Consider the following 16,990-nt stretch of genomic DNA (forward strand, 5'->3'; position numbering starts at 1 on the left):
AGGGAAGGGTGGCGATGGAGCGGCTGAGGGCGACCCCGCGATTGCCGGCGGGGCAGGGGCGGATCGAGGCCATCGACCTGGCCCGCGGCGTGGCCATCGCGCTGATGATCCTCAGCCATGCCGTCAGCGGGTTGCTGGGCATCCGCCAGGTGCCCGACTGGGGCATGGTCCCCGTCCACCTGCTCACCAAGTTCTCCTCGTCGCTGTTCATCATGGTGTTCGGCATCGCCCTGGCGGTGGCCTTCCTGCCCAGGACCCGGGCCCCGGACTGGCCGCGACGGCGGCTCCGGCTGATGCTGCGTGGCCTCGAGGTGCTGTTCTGGTACAAGGTGCTCACCGTGGTGGAGATGCTGCCGCGCTATCCACCCGAGGACATCCTCGACACCCTGCTCTACCAGCGCTTCCCGATCTGGGTCGAGATCCTCGGCTTCTACGCCATCGCGCTGCTGTGGCTGCCCTGGGTATTGCCGCTATGGCGACGGATGCCGCTCTGGTCACGGCTGACCAGCCCCCTGGCCATCGCGCTGCTCGCCGGCTGGCTGGAGCGCCACTTTGCCTTCTGGGGCATCGAGCCACTCAAGGCGATCCTGGTCGAGGATGCGGGGCACTACGCCTGGGGGCAGCTCTCGCGGCTGCCGCTGGTGATGGTCGGCCTGCTGATCGGCGAGGCCGTGCTGCGCTGCTACTGGCAGCCGGCGCCACGACGCCGCCTGGTGCTGGGGCTGGCGGGCGTCGGGGCGACGCTGCTGCTGGGGTTCGTGGCGGTCTCGCTGCCCGCGCTCGACGAGGCGCTGGTGGCGGTGGCCTGGAATGTCGGCAAGCACCCGCCGGAACTCCCCTTCATGCTGTTCAGCCTGGGCGGCGCCCTGGTGATCCTGGCGCTCTGCTTGCTGGGAGGCGAGCGGGGAGCGGCCGCCCTGGCGCCCATCACCACCATCGGCTCCGATGCCCTCAAGGCCTTCGTCTTCCATATCGTGGTGATCTTCCTGGGCTTCCGCTTCCTGCTCGAGGCCTGGCAGGTCTATGCCTATCCGCAGGTGCTGGGCATCGGGCTGGCATTGATCCTGGCCACCGCGGGCTGGATCGCGCTGACGCGCTGGATCCGGGAGCACGGCTGATGCGTGGTCCACTGCGCCGCTGCACGGGGCTGCTGGCGGTCCTGTCTCTGCTGCTGGCGCCGGTCTCGTGCGCCCTGGCCGAGGCTGACTGGAAGGCACGGCTCGAGGCGAGGCTGGCCACCCTGGAGGCCGGGTTCGACGGTGAGTTCGGGGTCGTCGTTCGCCCCCTCGGCGGCGGCGAGCCGTTCGGCTGGCGTGCCGACGAGTCCTGGTACCTGGCATCGCTGGTCAAGGTGCCGGTGGCCATCGAGCTGCTGGCCCGGGCCGAGGCCGGGACGCTGTCGCTGGATGAGCGCCTGGTGCTGCACGAGAGCGACTATGTGGACGGTGCCGGGCCCACCAACTGGGCCCCCCCCGGGGCCGAGCTGTCACTGCGCGACCTGCTCGAGCCGATGCTCACCGTCAGCGACAATACCGCCAGCGACATGCTGATCGGCCTGCTGGGGCTCGAGGCGGTCAATCGGCGCGCCGCCGCCATGACCGGGGAGGGCGGGCTCGAGCCCATCACCACCCTGGTGGACGTGCGCCGGCACGTCTATGCCGGGCTGCACCCGCGTGCCTTCGAGCTGTCCGGGCTCGACTTCATCGAGCTGCAGAAGCGCGACGACGATGCCGCCCGCCTCGACTGGCTGGCCGGGCGGCTCGGGATCCCGCGGGAGTCGCTGCGGCTGGGCTCGCTGGATGCCGCCTTCGCTGCCTACTATGCCACCGGTCTCAACAGTGGCCGGCTCGATGCCTTCGCCGAACTGCTCGCCGCGCTGGGCGAGGGCAGGGCGCTGGGGCCGGCGGCCACCGCTCGCCTGCTGTCGACGATGGAGCGGACCACCAGCGGCGAGCGACGTCTCGAGGCGGGCCTCGGGCGCGAGTTGCGCTTTGCCCACAAGACCGGCACCCAGCACCGGCGCAGCTGCGATGCCGGGATCCTGACCCTGGGCGAGGCCGCCGACACCCGTCGGCTGGTGATCGCCGCCTGTACCCGGGGTGAGCGGGAGGTCGAGCGTGCCGAGCGGGTCCTGGCCGCGATCGGCCGGTCGATCCGCGAGGTCGGAGTGCTCGATCCCGGTACCAGGTCCGACGGCCGCACCACCCCTTAGCCAAAGGTATGAGTTGCCCGGTGGGGATTGTCGTTGACAAGGCGGCGCGGGGGGGCCTAATCTCAACATGGGTTGTTACCGGTAACATCGTCGCTGATCACAGCGCCGACCGGTCCCGACCATCTATGCTGATCAAGACGCTTGCAACAGCGCACGATTCCAACAATGTACAAGCCGCTTTGGAGACACACGCCATGACAGCCATCTGGCGCAGCACACTCACCCTGGCCGGTGCGGCCACCCTGTCCCTGGGCATCGCCCAGGCCCAGACGCCCGACCTTTCCGACCCGCCCGCCATCGAGGGCGATGTCGTGGCCGACCACGGCAGCCATACCATCCGCATGGGGATCGGCCTGGCCGAGACCTCGCCGCAGTACCTGTCCAGCCAGTACTTCGCCGACATCCTCGACCAGCGCACCGAAGGTCGCATCACCGTCAACATCTTCCCCAACAGCCAGCTGGGCGACGACGTCCAGATGATGGAGATGCTGCAGACCGGCACCCTGGACATGTCCTACCCCTCCTCGTCACCGGCCACCACCTATGTCGAGGAGCTGGCGGCGTTCGACCTGCCGTTCCTGCTGCCGACCCGCGAGGCGGCCGTCGCCGTCATGAACAGCGACGTCGCCCAGTCGATGCTCGACGCCTTCGACGGCACGGGCATCAAGGCGCTGACCTTCTCGGAGAACGGCTACCGCCAGCTCTCCAACAGTGCCCGCCCGGTCGCGTCGCCGGAGGACGTCGCCGGCCTGGACGTGCGCGGCCTGACCGTGCGCACCATGGAGAACCCGGTGCACCTCTCCATCTGGGAGACCCTGGGCGCCAACCCCACGCCGATGGCCTTCGGCGAGCTGTTCTCGGCCATGGAGCAGGGCGTGGTCGACGGCCAGGAGAACCCCTGGAGCACCATCCTCACCTCCAACTTCCATGAGGTGCAGGACTATGGTTCCGAGACACGCCACGTCTACACGCCCTTCATCCTGATGATGTCCGAGCGCACCTGGGATCGCCTGCATCCCGATTACCAGGAACTGGTCCAGGAGGCGGCCCGCAAGTCGGCGGAATACGAGATCCAGCTGGCCACCGAGTACGACGACTGGTCCCGTGAGCAGCTCGAGGAGCGCGGCATGCAGATCACCCGCCTCGACGACGACCAGATCGCCGCCTTCCAGGAGGCCGTGCGGCCGGTCTACGACGAGTGGGCTCCGCGTATCGGCGAAGACCTGATCGCCGAGATCCAGGCCATCGTCAGCGAAACCACCGGCAACTGATCCCTTCCTCACGACCGAAAGGACAGCGGCAGGGGGTGCATGCCCCCTGTCCTGTCTCCGGAGCACCGCATGTCTACGTCCACTCCACCGCCCGTCGACCCGGGGGTGTTTCTCGATGATCCCAATCGCGAGCCCCTCGAGCTCGATTTCGAGGAGCGCAAGGGACCGGCGATCTTCCGCTGGCTGACCGTGGCCATGGAACAGGTGATCGCCACCATCCTGGTCGCGCTGATCGTCTCGGTATCGGCCAACGTCATCGGCCGCTCGCTGCTCAACCGCTCGCTGCCCTGGGCCGACGAGCTGGCGCGCATGCTGTTCATCTGGCTGATCTTCATCGGGGCCGCGGCGGCCTTCGCCCGGTTCGAGCATATCGCCGTGGACTTCCTGGTGCGCAAGCTCAAGCCGCGTGGCGCCCACCTGCTCTACATGCTCCAGAACCTGATCATCACCGTCCTGATGGGCATCATCGTCTGGGGCGGCTACGTGGTGATGTCACGCTCCACCGGCCGTACCGCCATCCTCGGCGTGCCCTGGAACCTGATCAACGTCTCGCTGGTGCTCTGCGCCGCCTTCATTGCTGCCGTGGCGCTATGGCGTGTCTGGCAGTGCGTGCGGCTGGTCCGCGACCCCTCATCACCCGCACGACGCGGAGGGCACTGAGCCATGTTGTGGATCTTTCTCGGCATCCTGTTCGCCTCCATCGCCATCGGCCTGCCGATCGCCTTCGGCCTGGGCGTCGCGGCGGTGGTCTTGGCGGTCCTCTCCGACATCCCGCTGTCGATCCTGATCGAGCAGTCGATCCGCGGGGTCAACAATTTCCCGCTGCTGGCGATCCCCTTCTTCATCCTGGTCGGCGAGGTGATGAGTGCCGGCGGTATCGCCCGGCGCCTGATGGACCTGGCCGGCGCACTGGTCGGCTTCGTGCGCGGCGGCCTGGGCCAGGTGGCGATCACCGGCTCGATGTTCTTCGGCGGCATCAGCGGTTCCGCGGTGGCCGATACCGCCGCCACCGGGGCGATGATGATCCCCTCGATGAAGCAGCAGGGGTATTCCGCCCCCCACGCCACCGCCATCAACACGGTGTCGTCGGTGATCGGCATCATCATCCCGCCGTCGATCCCCCTGATCCTGTTCGGCATCGTCACCGAGACCTCGATCAGCCGGTTGTTCATCGCCGGCATCGTGCCGGGGCTGCTGATCGGCTTCGGCCTGATGGTCACCACCTTCATCATGGCCAGCATCGAGCACGCCGGGCAGACCCGGAAGTTCCGCCTCGACCTGCTCTGGCAGGCCTTCAAGGCGGCCTGGCTGGCGCTGGTGCTGCCGGTGATCGTGATCGGCGGCATCATCGGCGGCGTCTTCACCGCCACCGAGGCGGCGGTGGCCGCGCTGCTCTACTCGCTGGCCATCTCGCTGCTGGTCTACCGCGAGTTCGCCCTGCGCGACCTCTGGGGCATGCTCATCCGCACCGCCCGCCTGACCGGCATGGTGCTGCTGCTGCTGGCCTTCGCCACGGTGATCGCCTGGTTCCTGACCATCAACATGGTGCCCCAGACCCTGGTGCGCCAGGTGCAGGCAATCAGCCAGGACCCGTTCATGCTGCTGCTGATCGTCGCCGGCCTGCTGCTGCTGGTGGGCTTCGTGATGGACCTGACGCCGGCCATGGTGATCATGGCGCCCATGTTGACGCCGATCGTCACCTCGGTGGGGGTCGACCCGGCCTATTTCGGGGTGCTGATGGCCTTCATCCTCGGCATCGGCCTGCTGACGCCGCCGGTGGGCACCTGCCTCTACGTGGGTTGCGGGGTGGGCAAGGTCTCGATGGAGGCGCTGGTGCGCGCCATGCTGCCCTACTACGCGGCCCTGCTGGTGGTGCTGGTCATACTGATCGCCTTCCCGGGCATCGTCACCTGGCTGCCCGACCTCACCGCCGTCCGTGGAAACTGAGTTCGGCAACCGACCGACGGGAGGTCATGTGAAGGCTGCCACGTACCGCATTCTGGTGATGGGCGTGTCGGGCTCGGGGAAGTCCCACGTCGGCCGCCTGCTGGCCGGCCGGCTGGGCGTCGATTTCATCGATGGCGACGACCACCACTCACCGGCGAGCATCGACAAGATGGCCAACGGCATCCCCCTCGACGATGCGGATCGCGGCGAGTGGCTCGCGACCCTGGCGGGCTTCTTCGCCGACTACCGGCGCCGCGAGGCGTCGGTGGTGATCGCCTGCTCGGCGCTGAAGCGACGCTACCGGGACATCCTGCGCGGGGGCGACGGCGACCTCGCCATCCTGTTTCTCGAGGGCGATCGCGAACAGCTTCGCCAGCGGCTGGGCCGTCGGGAGGAGCACTTCTTCCGGGGTGACGCCATGCTCGACAGCCAGCTGGCGGACCTCGAGCCCCCGGGGGAGGATGAAGCCGTCATCGTGAACATCGGCCGGACACCGGAGCAGATCGTCGACACCTTCCTGGGGAGCCTGAAGGCACCCTGACGGGGAGACATGAAACGTTACGGAAAGTTGGCTATGGTAGGCGGCTTTCCAGACGCTTCTCCATCGAGCGGGACATCGGATACCGTGAAGAAGAGACGACCGACCCTCCAGGACATCGCCGACCGGGTGGGGGCGACGAAGATGACCGTCAGCCGCTGTCTGCGCAACCCCGAGTCGGTCTCCGAGGGGCTGCGGGAACGCATCTTCTCGGTCGCCGAGCAACTCGGCTACATTCCCAACCGGGCCCCCGACCTGCTGTCCAAGGCCTCCAGCCGTTCGATCGGGGTGCTGGTGCCCTCCCTGACCAACCAGGTGTTCGCCGATGTCATCATGGGCATCGAGTCGGTGACCGAGCCGGCCGGCTACCACCTCATGCTCACCCACTACGGCTACAGCCCGGAGATGGAGGAGCGCAGCCTGGCCTCGCTGCTCTCGTACAACGTCGACGGCATGATCCTCTCCGACAGCCACCACACCGCACGAAGCTGCCGCATGCTGGAGACGGCGGGGATTCCCTCGGTGGAAATCATGGACACCTACCTGCCGCCGATCCACCAGGCCGTCGGCTACGACAATGTCGCCGCCGCCCGCGACATGGTCGAGGAGATGATCCGCCACGGCCATCGCCGCATCCTCTACCTGGCGGTGCGCCTCGACGAACGCACCCGCCAGCGTGAACAGGGCTACCGCCAGGCCATGGAAGCCCATGGCCTGGCCCCCCTGACCCTGCAGCGGACCCAGCGCTCCTCCTACAGCGTGGGGGCCGCGCTGATGGCCGAGATCCTCGCCGAGCACCCCGAGACCGACGGCATCTTCTGCACCAACGACGACGTGGCCGTGGGGGCCTACTTCGAGTGCCTGCGGCGTGGCGTCGCGGTACCGGAGCAGCTGGCCATCGCCGGTTTCCATGGTCACGACGTGGGCCAGGTGATGTCGCAACGCCTGGCCAGCGTGGTCACCCCGCGCGAGGCGATCGGCGAGCGTGCCGCCCATGAACTGCTGGCGCGCATCCGTGGCGAGGGCGAGGGAGAGGGCATCATCGACCTGGGGTACCGCATCGAGGTCGGCGCCACGCTCTGATCACCCGTCGTCCGGCCCGGGCATGCTCGTCATGCCATTTCCGATTGGCGATATGCGTCCTGGCTATGAGCCGGCTAGCCTGATGCAATTAGCAACTGGCGCCCAACACGGTAGGCTATAGGCAGAGGCCGTCGGCGATTCCCCCTGGACGGGGCGTCGATGCCGGCCCGTTCGCGCTGCACCTGCCATCCAAGGAGTCACCCTATGTCGTTTGCTCGCCGTCTCTCGTCGCTGCTCGTCCTGACGGCGCTGGTGGGCCTGCTGGCCGTGCCGGCGTCGGCCGGGACCGCTCGCCTGCAGCTGGTGGCGACCACCGGCATGATCGCCGATACCCTGCGCGAGGTCGGCGGCGATCGGGTCGAGGTGCGCGGCCTGATGGGGGAGGGGGCCGACCCCCATCTCTATCGCCAGACCCGCAGTGACGTGACCGCCATGACGCGAGCCGATGCGGTGTTCTGGAACGGCCTCTTCCTGGAGGCCCAGCTGGAGGAGTTCCTCGGACGCCTGGGCCAGCGCAAGCCGGTGTTCGCCATGGGCGAGTCGGTGCCGGAGGAGGCGCGCCTGGCCGACGAGGAGTATCCCGACCAGCCCGACCCTCATGTGTGGATGGACCCCGGCCGCTGGCGGCATGTGGTGCTGGGCATCCGCGATGCCCTGAGCGAGCTCGACCCCGAGCATGCCGAGGCCTTCGCCGAGCGTGCCGACGACTACCTGGAGGAGCTCGAGGCGCTGGACGCCTATGCCCGCGAGGTGCTCGCCAGCGTGCCCGAGGCATCGCGGGTCCTGGTGACGGCCCATGACGCCTTCGGCTACTTCGGCGATGCCTACGGCTTCGAGGTGCTGGGCATCCAGGGCTTCTCCACCGAGAGCGAGGCCGGCCTGGCCCGCATCGAGTCGATGGTGAACCTGCTGGTGGAGCGGGGGATCGAGGCCATCTTCATCGAAACCTCGGTGTCGGACCGCAATATCCGGGCGCTGATCGAGGGGGCCGCGGCCAAGGGGCACGAGGTGCGCATCGGTGGTGAGCTCTTCTCCGATGCCATGGGGCCCCGGGGCACCTACGAGGGCACCTGGCTGGGCATGATCGACCACAATGTCACCCTGATCACCCGTTCGCTGGGTGGCGAGGTGCCCGACGGCGGGCGCCTGGGCCGCCTCGCCTCGACCGAGGAGGAAACATGAACCGCGCGTCGAGGATCAGCGAGGAGGTCGCGGCGAGCCCGCTGGCGGTGCATGGCCTGACGGTGAGCTATGACCGGCGGCCGGTGGTCTACTCGGTGGACTTCGTCACGCCGCCGGGCAGCATGACCGCCATCGTCGGCCCCAACGGTGCCGGCAAGTCGACCCTGCTCAAGGCGGCGATGGGCATCACCCGGCGACTCACCGGCGACGTGAGGGTGTTCGGCCGGCCCATCGAGCAGATGTCGCGGCACATCGCCTACGTACCCCAGCGCAACAGCATCGACTGGGACTTTCCCGCCACGGTGATCGACGTGGTTACCATGGGGCTGTTCCGCAACCTGCGCTGGTGGCAGTTCACCCGCCGGCACCATCGCGAGCAGGCCATGGAAAGCCTGGCCCGGGTGGGCATGGAGGCCTTCGCCGACCGGCAGATCGGCCAGCTCTCGGGCGGCCAGCAGCAGCGGGTGTTCCTGGCCCGGGCGCTGACCCAGCAGGCCGAGCTGACCATCCTCGACGAGCCCTTCGCTGGCGTGGATGCGGCCACCGAGAAGGCCATCGTGGAGGTGATGAAACGGATGCGCGAGGAGGGCAGGACCCTGCTCTGCGTGCACCATGACCTGGCCACGGTGCGCGACTACTTCGATCACGTGCTGCTGCTCAACGTGCGCCGCATCGCCGCCGGCCCCGTCGAGGAGGTGTTCACCGAGAGCAACCTCCAGGCGACCTACGGCGGGCGCCTGAGCCCCGTCCAGCTGGCACGGCTGGTCGGGGAGCCCGTCCCCGCGACCCAACGGAGCGAATGATGGAGACCTGGTGGTACGCCCTGACCTTCTCGCTGGGCTACAACACCAGCCTGGTGACCCTCGGCAGCATGCTGCTCGGCGCCGGCGGGGGCATGATCGGCAGCTTCGTGCTGCTGCGCAAGCGTTCGCTGGTCAGCGATGCGATCAGCCACTCGACCCTGCCGGGGCTGGCCCTGGCCTTCATCCTCGTCGGCCTGTGGCAGGGCGACGGGCGCTGGCTGCCGGGGCTGCTGGTGGGCGCCGCCCTGAGTGCCGCCGTGGGCCTCTGGGCGGTGCAGGCGATCAGCACGCGCACCCGGCTGGGCGAGGATGCCGCCATCGGCGCGGTACTCTCGTCGTTCTTCGCCTTCGGGGTGGTGCTGATCACCGTCATCCAGTCGATGCAGGTCTCCGGCCAGGCGGGCCTGACCGGCTACCTGGTGGGGGCCACCGCCGGCATGCTGGCCTCCGAGGCGCAACTGATCGCGCTCTGCGCCCTGGGGTTGCTGGTGGCGATCTTCGTGCTGCGTCGCGAATTCCTGCTGGTCTGCTTCGATCCCGACTTCGCCCGGACCCAGGGGGTGAGCACCTGGCGGGTCGACCTGCTGATGCTGATGCTGCTGATGGCGGTGGTGGTGATCGGGCTCAAGGTCACCGGGCTGATCCTGATCGTGGCGCTGACCATCATCCCGCCGGTCACGGCCCGCTTCTGGACCGACCGGCCCCTGCGCATGGTGGCGCTGGCGGCCCTGCTGGGGGCGGCGGCGGGCTACCTCGGAGTCACGCTCTCCAGTGTCCGCGAGGGGTTGCCCACCGGTCCCCTGATCGTGCTGGCCGCCTTCGCGCTGTTCATGGCCTCCTTCCTGTTCTCGCCGTGGCGCGGGGTGCTCGCGACCCTGCTGGCCTACCAGCGCTTCCGCCGCCGGGTCCACCTGCGCCAGGGCCTGCTCGCGTTGGCCCGGGAGGAGTCGATCTTCGACAACCTGACCCTGAAGCTGCTGCGGCGCCAGGGGTACATCCGCCGCGACGGCGTGCCGACCCCTCCGGGGCGCGCCGCCGCACGCGATGCCGAGCACGAGGAGCGGCTCTGGGCGCTCTACCGTGAGCGCCATCCGGACGATGCCCTGCAGCAGGAGCACTCCGGCCTGACGCCGATCGCCCGGGTGCTCTCGCCGGACGCGATCATGGCCCTGGAGGCCCAGCTTCTGCCTCGCCGGGAGGGCGGCCGATGAGCGACTTCATGATGTTCAGCCTGGTGCCGCTGACGGTGGCGGTGATCATCGGCATGACCTGCGCGCTGCTGGGCAACTTCCTGGTGCTGCGTCGCCAGAGCCTGATCGGCGATGCCATCAGCCATGTGGCGCTGCCCGGCATCGTGGTCAGCTTCCTGCTCACCGGCATGCTCGCCTCCACGGCGATGATGCTGGGGGCCGGTGTCTCGGCACTGGTCACGGTGGCGATGATCGAGCTGATTCGCCGCCTCGGCCGGGTGGAGATCAGCGCGGCCATGGGGGTGACCTTCACCAGCCTGTTCGCGCTGGGCGTGCTGCTGCTGGAGTGGCACCAGGCCAGCGGGGTGCACCTGGACGTGGAGCATGCCCTCTACGGCAACCTGGAGAGCCTGATCTGGTTCGATGGCACCGGGCCGGCCGCGCTGTTCGACCCCACGGCCCTGGCGGACCTGCCGCCGCAGCTGGCCCGGGTCGCCTGGGTGGCGCTGGCGGTGATGGCCTTCGTGGCGGTGTTTCGCCGTCACCTGGTACTCGGCAGCTTCGACCCGGACTTCGCCGCCAGCGTCAGGGCGCATCCCGTGGTGGTCGACCTGCTGCTGGTGACCATGGTGGCGGTGGCGGCCATCGCCGCCTTCGAGGCGGTGGGCTCGATCATCGTCATCGCGATGTTCATCTGCCCGGCTGCCGCGGCGCGGCTGATGACCAATCGGCTGGGTGCCCAGATCGCCTGGAGCCAGCTCTTCGCCGTGGTCTCGGCGGTGCTGGGCTACCTGCTGGCGGGCCACGGCCTCGGCTGGCTGGGCTTCGATGCCTCGGTGAGCGCCGCCGGCACGATCGCCACCCTGGCCGGGCTGATCCTGCTGCTGGCCTGCCTGTTCGGGCCCCAGCGACAGCGCAGGGGGGCCGTGACGGAGTCGGGGTGACGGTGCAGGCTACAGGTGGTCGCGCAACTCCTCGCGACCGATGTTGCCCCCCGTGATCACCACCATGACATCGCCCTCGGGTGGCAGGGGCGCGATGCCCTCCAGCAGGGCGGCGGCGGCCACCACGGCCCCGGGTTCGACGACCAGCTTGGCCCGGTAGAGCAGGTGATGCATGGCGGCATGGATGGCGGCCTCGTCGACCTGCAGGAGGGTGTCGACATGGCGGCGACACAGCGGGTAGGTGTGCTCGCCGACGGTGGCGGCGGCCAGGCTCTTGGCGCAGGTGCTGACGCGCGCGAGCTTCGCCGGGCCTCCCCGGGCCCAGGCATGGGCCATGCTCGCCGCGCCCGCGGGCTCCACGCCGATCAACGACATCTCGGGGCGCAGGGCGTCCACCGCCACCCCGATCCCCGAGATCAGCCCGCCGCCGCCGATGGGGCACAGCAGGGCCGTGGCCTCGGGGGCCTGTTCCAGGAGTTCCAGCGCCACCGTTCCCTGGCCGGCGATGATGCGCTCGTCGTCGTAGGGGTGGACCAGGGTGAGGCCCCGTTCCGCGACCAGCGCGTGCATCCGTGACCAGGCGTCGTTGATGTCGCCGTGGAGGATCACCTCGGCGCCCAGCGCCCGGCTGCCTTCCACCTTGAAGGGGCTGGCGTTCTCCGGCATCACGATGGTCACCGCCACGCCGGCCTGGCGCGCCGCCCAGGCCAGGCCGAGGGCATGGTTGCCGGCGGAAACCGCCCCCAGCCCGCCGGCCAGTTCCTCCCCCGAGGCCGTGGCCAGCCAGTTCAGCGCGCCCCGGGCCTTGAAGGAGCCGGTGCACTGGAAGAGTTCGCCCTTCAGCCACACCCGGCGCGCCAGCCGGCGTGACAGCTCGTGGTCGAGGACCAGCGGGGTGGGCGTCAGGGTCGGCCGGAGCCGCTCCCGGGCCCGCCGGATGTCGTTCAGGTCGATCATCTCGTCTCGCCTCTGCATTGCCGCAAGGGCCCCCGGCACTGCCGGGGCCCGACGCACCTTCAGTGTAGCGATGCCCGGCGTCACGGCCGGCAGACGAAGTAGTCGTTCTGGATGTCGTGCTCCAGCTGGTGGACCCGGATGTCCCGGAAGCCCGCCTCCTGCAGGTATTCCAGCGCCCGCTCGCGCCCCCACATGGTGCCCAGCCCCTCGCCGCCCTGGGCCAGCGACACGGTCATGCAGTGGCTGACCGAGACGGCGTAGAGCATGGCGCCCAGGGGGTGCTCGCGGTCGCGATGGTGGTGGCTCGAGGCGTGGATGTCCTGCACCAGGTAGACGCCGTCATCGGTCAGGGTGCGGTGGATGCCCGCCAGCAGCCGGCGCGGTTGGGCCTGGTCGTGGATGCCGTCGAAGGTGGTGACCAGCTCGAAGGCGCCCGGCTCGGCGGTGGCGTCGAAGTCGCTCAGGTCGCGGACCTCGAAGGTCAGGTTGTCGAGCCCGGCCCGCTCCGCTGCCTGGCGGGCCCAGGTGATCGCCTCCGCGGAGAGGTCGTAGCCGACGAACCGGCTGGCGGGGAAGCGCTCGGCCATGCTGAGCAGCGCCCGGCCGCGTCCGCAGGCACAGTCCAGCACGCGGATCCCGTCCTCCAGGCGCTCGATCAACCCGGGTGCCAGCGGCAGGATGGCGTCGAACAGCGCCGGCAGCACCGTCTGGCCGCTGTCGCTGGCCATCACCTCCTGGAAGCGCGGGTAGCGCGAGTAGGGCACGCCGCCGCCCTCGCGGAAGCAGCGCACCACGTCATCCTCGACGCCGCCCAGCAGCGAGATGAACTGGGAGTAGATAGCCAGGTTGGCCGGCCCCGCGTCGGTGAGCAGCTCGGCGCGCTCGTCCGGCAGCCAGTAGGTGGCCGTTTCCGGTTCGGTCTCGACCACTTCCGCCGCGACCATGCCGCCGAGCCACTCGCGCACGTAGCGCTCCTGCAGGCCGCTGCGCTCCGCCAGGGCCTGGCTGGTCAGCGGCGGCTGCCCGGCGAGCGCCTCGAACAGGCCGGTACGGTGGCCGATGGAGGTCAACAGCAGCATGCCGCTCTGGTTGAGGGCTTGCACGAGGCGTGACTCGAACGAGGCCTGGTCGGGTGTCGTGATGGCGATATCGCACATGGTCATTGCTCCTCTTGTCGTTGTGGAATGGCAACGCATCGCAGGAGCACGATACGCCCGCTGCCGGGACGGCACCTGGGCGTATCGGGACGCAAACCGGGGATATCTGCCATGCGCCTGAAGCCGGGGGCCGCCTCGCGGCAAGGAGCCGCGGTGGCAGCGCCGGGCCCGATCATGGAAGATGAGCCGACCGGCGAGGCGGGACGCCGCGCCGGGTTCCCGCGGATGAAGGAAACAGGCGATGCCGCTGCTGCCCCTTTTCGTGCTGGTGCCGGTGCTTGCCCTGCTGGGGCTGCTGGTCCTCGTGGCGCTCGACCGCCGGGCGGAGCGGCGGGAATGGGCCCGCCTGGCCGCTCGGCAGCCGGCCGATCCGGAGCCCTTCTCGGAGGACATGCTCGATGGTCTGCCCGAGCCGGCCCGGCGCTACTTCCACTTCGTGATTCGCCCCGGCACGCCGCTGTTGCCGGTGGCCGAGATCCGCATGCGCGGACGCTTCGGCCTGGGCTCCCGGGCCGAACCTCGCTACCAGGCCATGGAGGCGCGCCAGATCCTGGCCGCGCCCCACGGCTTCCTCTGGGCGATGCGCACGCGCAGCGGCCTGCCGCTCTCCGGCTCGGACTCGTGCCGCTGGACCCGCTTCCGCCTGCTGGGGCTGCTCCCGGTGGCTCGCCTGGGCGGTGACGCGGACCATGCGCTGGCCGCGTACGGTCGCCAGGTGGCCGAGGCGCTGTTCTGGACGCCGGCGGCACTGCTGCCCGGGCCGGGCGTCGTCTGGCAGGCGGTGGACGGGGAGACGGCCCGGGTCACGGTGACCCGGGGAGCGCTCTCCCAGGCGGTGGACGTCAGCGTCGATGCCGAGGGATGCCCGGTGCGGGTCGTCTTCTCCCGCTGGAGCAACGCCAATCCGCAGAGGGTCTATCGCCGCCAGCCCTTCGGCGGCGTGCTCTCGGATTTCCGGGAGGTCGGCGGCTATCGGCTGCCATTTCGGGTGGAGGCGGGCAACCAGTTCGGCACCCCGGACTACTTCCCGTTCTTCCTGGCCGAGGTCACCGAGATTCGTTTCCCGGGGGGCGCTCCCTGAGCCGGGTGTCGCTGGCCGCTACAGGGTCTGCCAGGGCAGGGACGGGGGCTCGCGCAGCGCCTCGACGATGATGTCCAGGGCCCGCGCCAGGGCCTCGCGGGAAGGCGCGGCGCTGAGGCACAGGCGCAGCGCCTGGGGGGCGGCCTCGCTGCCCACGCAGAAGGGTTCGGCGCTGCTCGCCCGCACGCCACGCCGTTCCAGCACCGTCAGCAGCTCGGCGGCGCGCAGGCCGTTGGGCAGGGGCAGCCAGAGGTTGCTGGCGTGGGGCCGGCCCCGGGGCGCGAAGGCCGCCAGGCGCTCCCGGGCCAGCCGCTGACGCTCGCCCAGCTCCTCGGTCTGCCAGGCCAGCAGCCGATCGCCCTCGTCGCTGGCCACCCACCGACACACCGCCTCCACCATCAGCGGCGACACCATCCAGCTCTGGGCGCGCAGGGCGGCGCCGATCCGGTCCTGGAGCGGCGGCGGCACCACCAGGGTGCCGATGCGCAAGCCGCCGGCCAGCACCTTGGAGGTACTGAAGATGAACAGGGTGCGCTCCGGGGCCAGATGATGCAGCGGCGTGCCGCGTTCGGCCTCCGGCAGGTACTGGACACCGTCCTCGAGGAGCCACAGGTCGTGGCGGCGGGCCAGGGCGGCGAGACGCTCGCGCTCGGCCTCGCCCAGGCAGGCCCCGGTGGGGTTGTTCTGGTCCGGGGTGACATACACCAGGCGCGGGGGCTGCTGGGCGCAGAGCCGCTCCAGGGCGTCGAGGTCCATGCCCGACTCGGTGAGCGGCATGCCGAGCAGCTTGAGGTGGGCCTGGCGGGCGGCGCCGATCAGCCCGGGGTAGGTGAGGGCGTCGGCGGCGATGCGCTCGCCGGGCCGGGTCAGGGCCTGCAGTGCCAGGCTGATGCCGTGCTGCCCGCCCTGGGTGACCAGCAGCGAGTCCGGCTCCGTGGGCATGCCCAGGCGCGCCATCCAGGCGGCCAGCTGCTCGCGGTGGGCCGGGACCCCGCGGTCGGGCTGGTACGCCACGGCGCGTTGCAGCAGTTCGGGGTTCTCGGCGATGCCGCGCAGCGCCCGGCCGAGGCTCTCGGCGCGCAGCGGGTGGGGCGGCGGCAGGCTCAGGCTGAGGTCGATCACGCCGTCCTCGGCCCGGCGCGCGGCCAGGAACTCGGGCGGCTTGCCCGCCCGGTCGTCGCGCACATAGGTACCGCTGCCGACCCGGGCCTCCACCCAGCCCTGGCGTTCCGCCTCGGCGTAGCCGCGGGTCACGGTGCCCACGGTCACCCCCAGTGCGTCGGCCAGGCGCCGCTGGGGCGGCAGTCGCTCGCCCGGCCGGAGCTCGCCCTCGACCACGGCGGCGGCGATGGCCTCGGCGATGCCGCGGTAGCGGGGCCCGTCGTGGTCGAGTCGGGGAAGCCAGATTGTCATGGTGACAATAAAACCTTTGACGGTGAAATTGCGGGGATTATGCTGGGAATTGTAGTCATTGAAACCCAGATAATCCAATATTGTATGGATGCAATTTCATGGAAACCCTGGCATTCCTCGGGCCGGCGGCCCTCTACATGATCTCGATGACCATCACGCCCGGTCCCAACAACGTGATGCTCACCGCGTCGGGGGCCAACTACGGCTTCCTGCGCACCCTGCCGCACATCTTCGGCATCCTGGGGGGCTGCTTTCTGCTCTTCGCCGGCATCGCCCTGGGGCTGGGCCTGGTCTTCGAGCGCTATCCGCTGGTCCAGACCCTGCTGCGCCTGGTCGGCAGTGCCTATCTGCTCTATCTCGCCTGGCGCATCGCCACCGCACCGCCGCCGGACCTGCGCCAGGCGGAGGAAGGGCGCCCGCTCGGCTTCTGGCAGGCGGCCGCCTTCCAGTTCGCCAACCCCAAGGCGTGGGTGATGGGGCTGGCGCTCATGGCGGGCTTCCTGCCGGAAGGTGGCGATACGGTGATGAACGCGCTGCTGCTCGCCGGTTTCGCCGAGCTGGTGGGGTTGCCGTGCATCGCCCTGTGGGCGGGCTTCGGCACCGCCATCGGTCGCTGGCTCGACACCCCCCGCGCCTGGCGGCTGTTCAATGCCACCATGGGCGCGCTGACCGCGGCCTGTGTGGTATTCATACTGGGTTGATCGTCCCCGCCACGGAGCCGCCCATGCCCGAGCCCACGGAATTCCTCCCCGCGCACCCCGACTACCGCCAGGAGGTGGAGCGCATCCTCACCGCCGCGCCCTTCATTCGGGCGCTGGGGCTTGAACCCCGGGAGATCGCTCCCGGCTACTGCGCCACGCGCCTGGGCGTGCGGGAGGACCACCAGCAGCAGGATGGTTTCGTCCACGCCGGCGTGCAGGCGGCCATCGCCGATCACACCGCGGGGGCGGCGGGCGCCACCCTGATTCCGCCAGGGGCCAATGTCCTGACCGCGGAATTCAAGATCAACCTGTTGCGCTCCGCCCGGGTGAAGGAGCTCCGCTGTGTCGCTCGGGTGCTCAAGCCCGGCCGTACCCTGATCGTCGTGGAGTCCGAGGTGCTGGCCGACGGTGACGCGCCGGTGCTGCTGGCCAAGGCCACGGTGACCCTGGCGGTGGTGATGCCGCGGGGATAGGGGGGCACTGTGGTGTCCCGTGCGGGTTGGGGGACGGT

At 69.8% G+C, this 16,990-nt stretch carries 17 protein-coding genes; 14 read left to right on the forward strand and 3 right to left on the reverse strand.

What is annotated here, in order from left to right:
• The first annotated feature begins 14 nt into the window (after nucleotides 1–14).
• The 11 genes from ACOMD9_RS08770 to ACOMD9_RS08820 all read left to right on the forward strand — a co-directional run bounded on the left by ACOMD9_RS08770 (nucleotide 15) and on the right by ACOMD9_RS08820 (nucleotide 11,170).
• A complete protein-coding gene (locus ACOMD9_RS08770; RefSeq protein ID WP_421414129.1) occupies nucleotides 15–1,118 on the forward strand; it encodes a heparan-alpha-glucosaminide N-acetyltransferase domain-containing protein in 1,104 nt (367 codons plus the stop codon).
• A complete protein-coding gene (locus tag ACOMD9_RS08775) occupies nucleotides 1,118–2,212 on the forward strand; it encodes a serine hydrolase (protein WP_421413833.1) in 1,095 nt (364 codons plus the stop codon). The genes ACOMD9_RS08770 and ACOMD9_RS08775 overlap by 1 nt, the downstream gene beginning before the upstream one ends.
• A 194-nt stretch (nucleotides 2,213–2,406) precedes the next feature.
• Complete coding sequence (locus tag ACOMD9_RS08780; protein WP_421413835.1) at nucleotides 2,407–3,483, forward strand: TRAP transporter substrate-binding protein; 1,077 nt, start codon at nucleotides 2,407–2,409, stop codon at nucleotides 3,481–3,483.
• A gap of 69 nt (nucleotides 3,484–3,552) precedes the next feature.
• A complete protein-coding gene (locus ACOMD9_RS08785) occupies nucleotides 3,553–4,143 on the forward strand; it encodes a TRAP transporter small permease (RefSeq protein ID WP_421413837.1) in 591 nt (196 codons plus the stop codon).
• Nucleotides 4,144–4,146: 3 nt separating this feature from the next.
• Nucleotides 4,147–5,430 carry a TRAP transporter large permease gene (locus ACOMD9_RS08790; RefSeq protein WP_421413839.1) on the forward strand — a complete coding sequence of 428 codons (1,284 nt, stop codon included), beginning with the start codon at nucleotides 4,147–4,149 and terminating at the stop codon, nucleotides 5,428–5,430.
• 28 nt (nucleotides 5,431–5,458) lie between these two features.
• A complete protein-coding gene (locus tag ACOMD9_RS08795) occupies nucleotides 5,459–5,971 on the forward strand; it encodes a gluconokinase (protein WP_421413840.1) in 513 nt (170 codons plus the stop codon).
• 84 nt (nucleotides 5,972–6,055) lie between these two features.
• Entirely contained in the window at nucleotides 6,056–7,051 is a 996-nt protein-coding gene (gene gntR / locus ACOMD9_RS08800) for a gluconate operon transcriptional repressor GntR (protein ID WP_421413843.1), read from the forward strand.
• 204 nt (nucleotides 7,052–7,255) lie between these two features.
• Nucleotides 7,256–8,233, forward strand: coding sequence for a metal ABC transporter solute-binding protein, Zn/Mn family (locus tag ACOMD9_RS08805; RefSeq protein ID WP_421413845.1), 978 nt, complete (start codon nucleotides 7,256–7,258; stop codon nucleotides 8,231–8,233).
• Nucleotides 8,230–9,036, forward strand: a complete 807-nt coding sequence (locus ACOMD9_RS08810; protein WP_421413848.1) for a metal ABC transporter ATP-binding protein — start codon at nucleotides 8,230–8,232, stop codon at nucleotides 9,034–9,036. The genes ACOMD9_RS08805 and ACOMD9_RS08810 overlap by 4 nt, the downstream gene beginning before the upstream one ends.
• The gene (locus ACOMD9_RS08815) at nucleotides 9,033–10,247 is read left to right on the forward strand and encodes a metal ABC transporter permease (RefSeq protein WP_421413850.1); all 1,215 of its coding nucleotides are present in this window, start codon (nucleotides 9,033–9,035) and stop codon (nucleotides 10,245–10,247) included. The genes ACOMD9_RS08810 and ACOMD9_RS08815 overlap by 4 nt, the downstream gene beginning before the upstream one ends.
• Nucleotides 10,244–11,170 carry a metal ABC transporter permease gene (locus tag ACOMD9_RS08820; protein ID WP_421413853.1) on the forward strand — a complete coding sequence of 309 codons (927 nt, stop codon included), beginning with the start codon at nucleotides 10,244–10,246 and terminating at the stop codon, nucleotides 11,168–11,170. Before ACOMD9_RS08815 ends, ACOMD9_RS08820 begins: the two co-directional genes overlap by 4 nt.
• Before the next feature lie 9 nt (nucleotides 11,171–11,179).
• On the opposite strand, the gene ACOMD9_RS08825 is transcribed toward ACOMD9_RS08820, so the two are convergent.
• The gene (locus ACOMD9_RS08825) at nucleotides 11,180–12,127 is read right to left on the reverse strand and encodes a threonine ammonia-lyase (protein WP_421413854.1); all 948 of its coding nucleotides are present in this window, start codon (nucleotides 12,125–12,127) and stop codon (nucleotides 11,180–11,182) included.
• An 80-nt stretch (nucleotides 12,128–12,207) separates the two neighbouring features.
• Nucleotides 12,208–13,284 carry a class I SAM-dependent methyltransferase gene (locus tag ACOMD9_RS08830; RefSeq protein ID WP_421413856.1) on the reverse strand — a complete coding sequence of 359 codons (1,077 nt, stop codon included), beginning with the start codon at nucleotides 13,282–13,284 and terminating at the stop codon, nucleotides 12,208–12,210.
• Nucleotides 13,285–13,525: 241 nt separating this feature from the next.
• Here ACOMD9_RS08830 and ACOMD9_RS08835 point away from each other — a divergent pair, with 241 nt between their 5' ends.
• Nucleotides 13,526–14,365, forward strand: coding sequence for a DUF6544 family protein (locus ACOMD9_RS08835; RefSeq protein ID WP_421413858.1), 840 nt, complete (start codon nucleotides 13,526–13,528; stop codon nucleotides 14,363–14,365).
• Nucleotides 14,366–14,383: 18 nt separating this feature from the next.
• Here the strand turns inward: ACOMD9_RS08835 and ACOMD9_RS08840 are convergent, their stop codons facing one another.
• Entirely contained in the window at nucleotides 14,384–15,778 is a 1,395-nt protein-coding gene (locus ACOMD9_RS08840) for an aminotransferase-like domain-containing protein (RefSeq protein WP_421413860.1), read from the reverse strand.
• A gap of 98 nt (nucleotides 15,779–15,876) precedes the next feature.
• Between ACOMD9_RS08840 and ACOMD9_RS08845 the strand changes: the two genes are divergently transcribed.
• Together ACOMD9_RS08845 and ACOMD9_RS08850 are read left to right on the forward strand one after the other, a co-directional pair.
• Complete coding sequence (locus ACOMD9_RS08845) at nucleotides 15,877–16,479, forward strand: LysE family translocator (RefSeq protein WP_421413862.1); 603 nt, start codon at nucleotides 15,877–15,879, stop codon at nucleotides 16,477–16,479.
• A gap of 23 nt (nucleotides 16,480–16,502) precedes the next feature.
• Complete coding sequence (locus ACOMD9_RS08850; protein WP_421413865.1) at nucleotides 16,503–16,952, forward strand: PaaI family thioesterase; 450 nt, start codon at nucleotides 16,503–16,505, stop codon at nucleotides 16,950–16,952.
• The last annotated feature ends 38 nt before the right edge of the window (nucleotides 16,953–16,990 follow it).

The sequence above is a fragment of the Halomonas terrestris genome (assembly GCF_049166755.1).
GTDB lineage: Bacteria > Pseudomonadota > Gammaproteobacteria > Pseudomonadales > Halomonadaceae > Halomonas.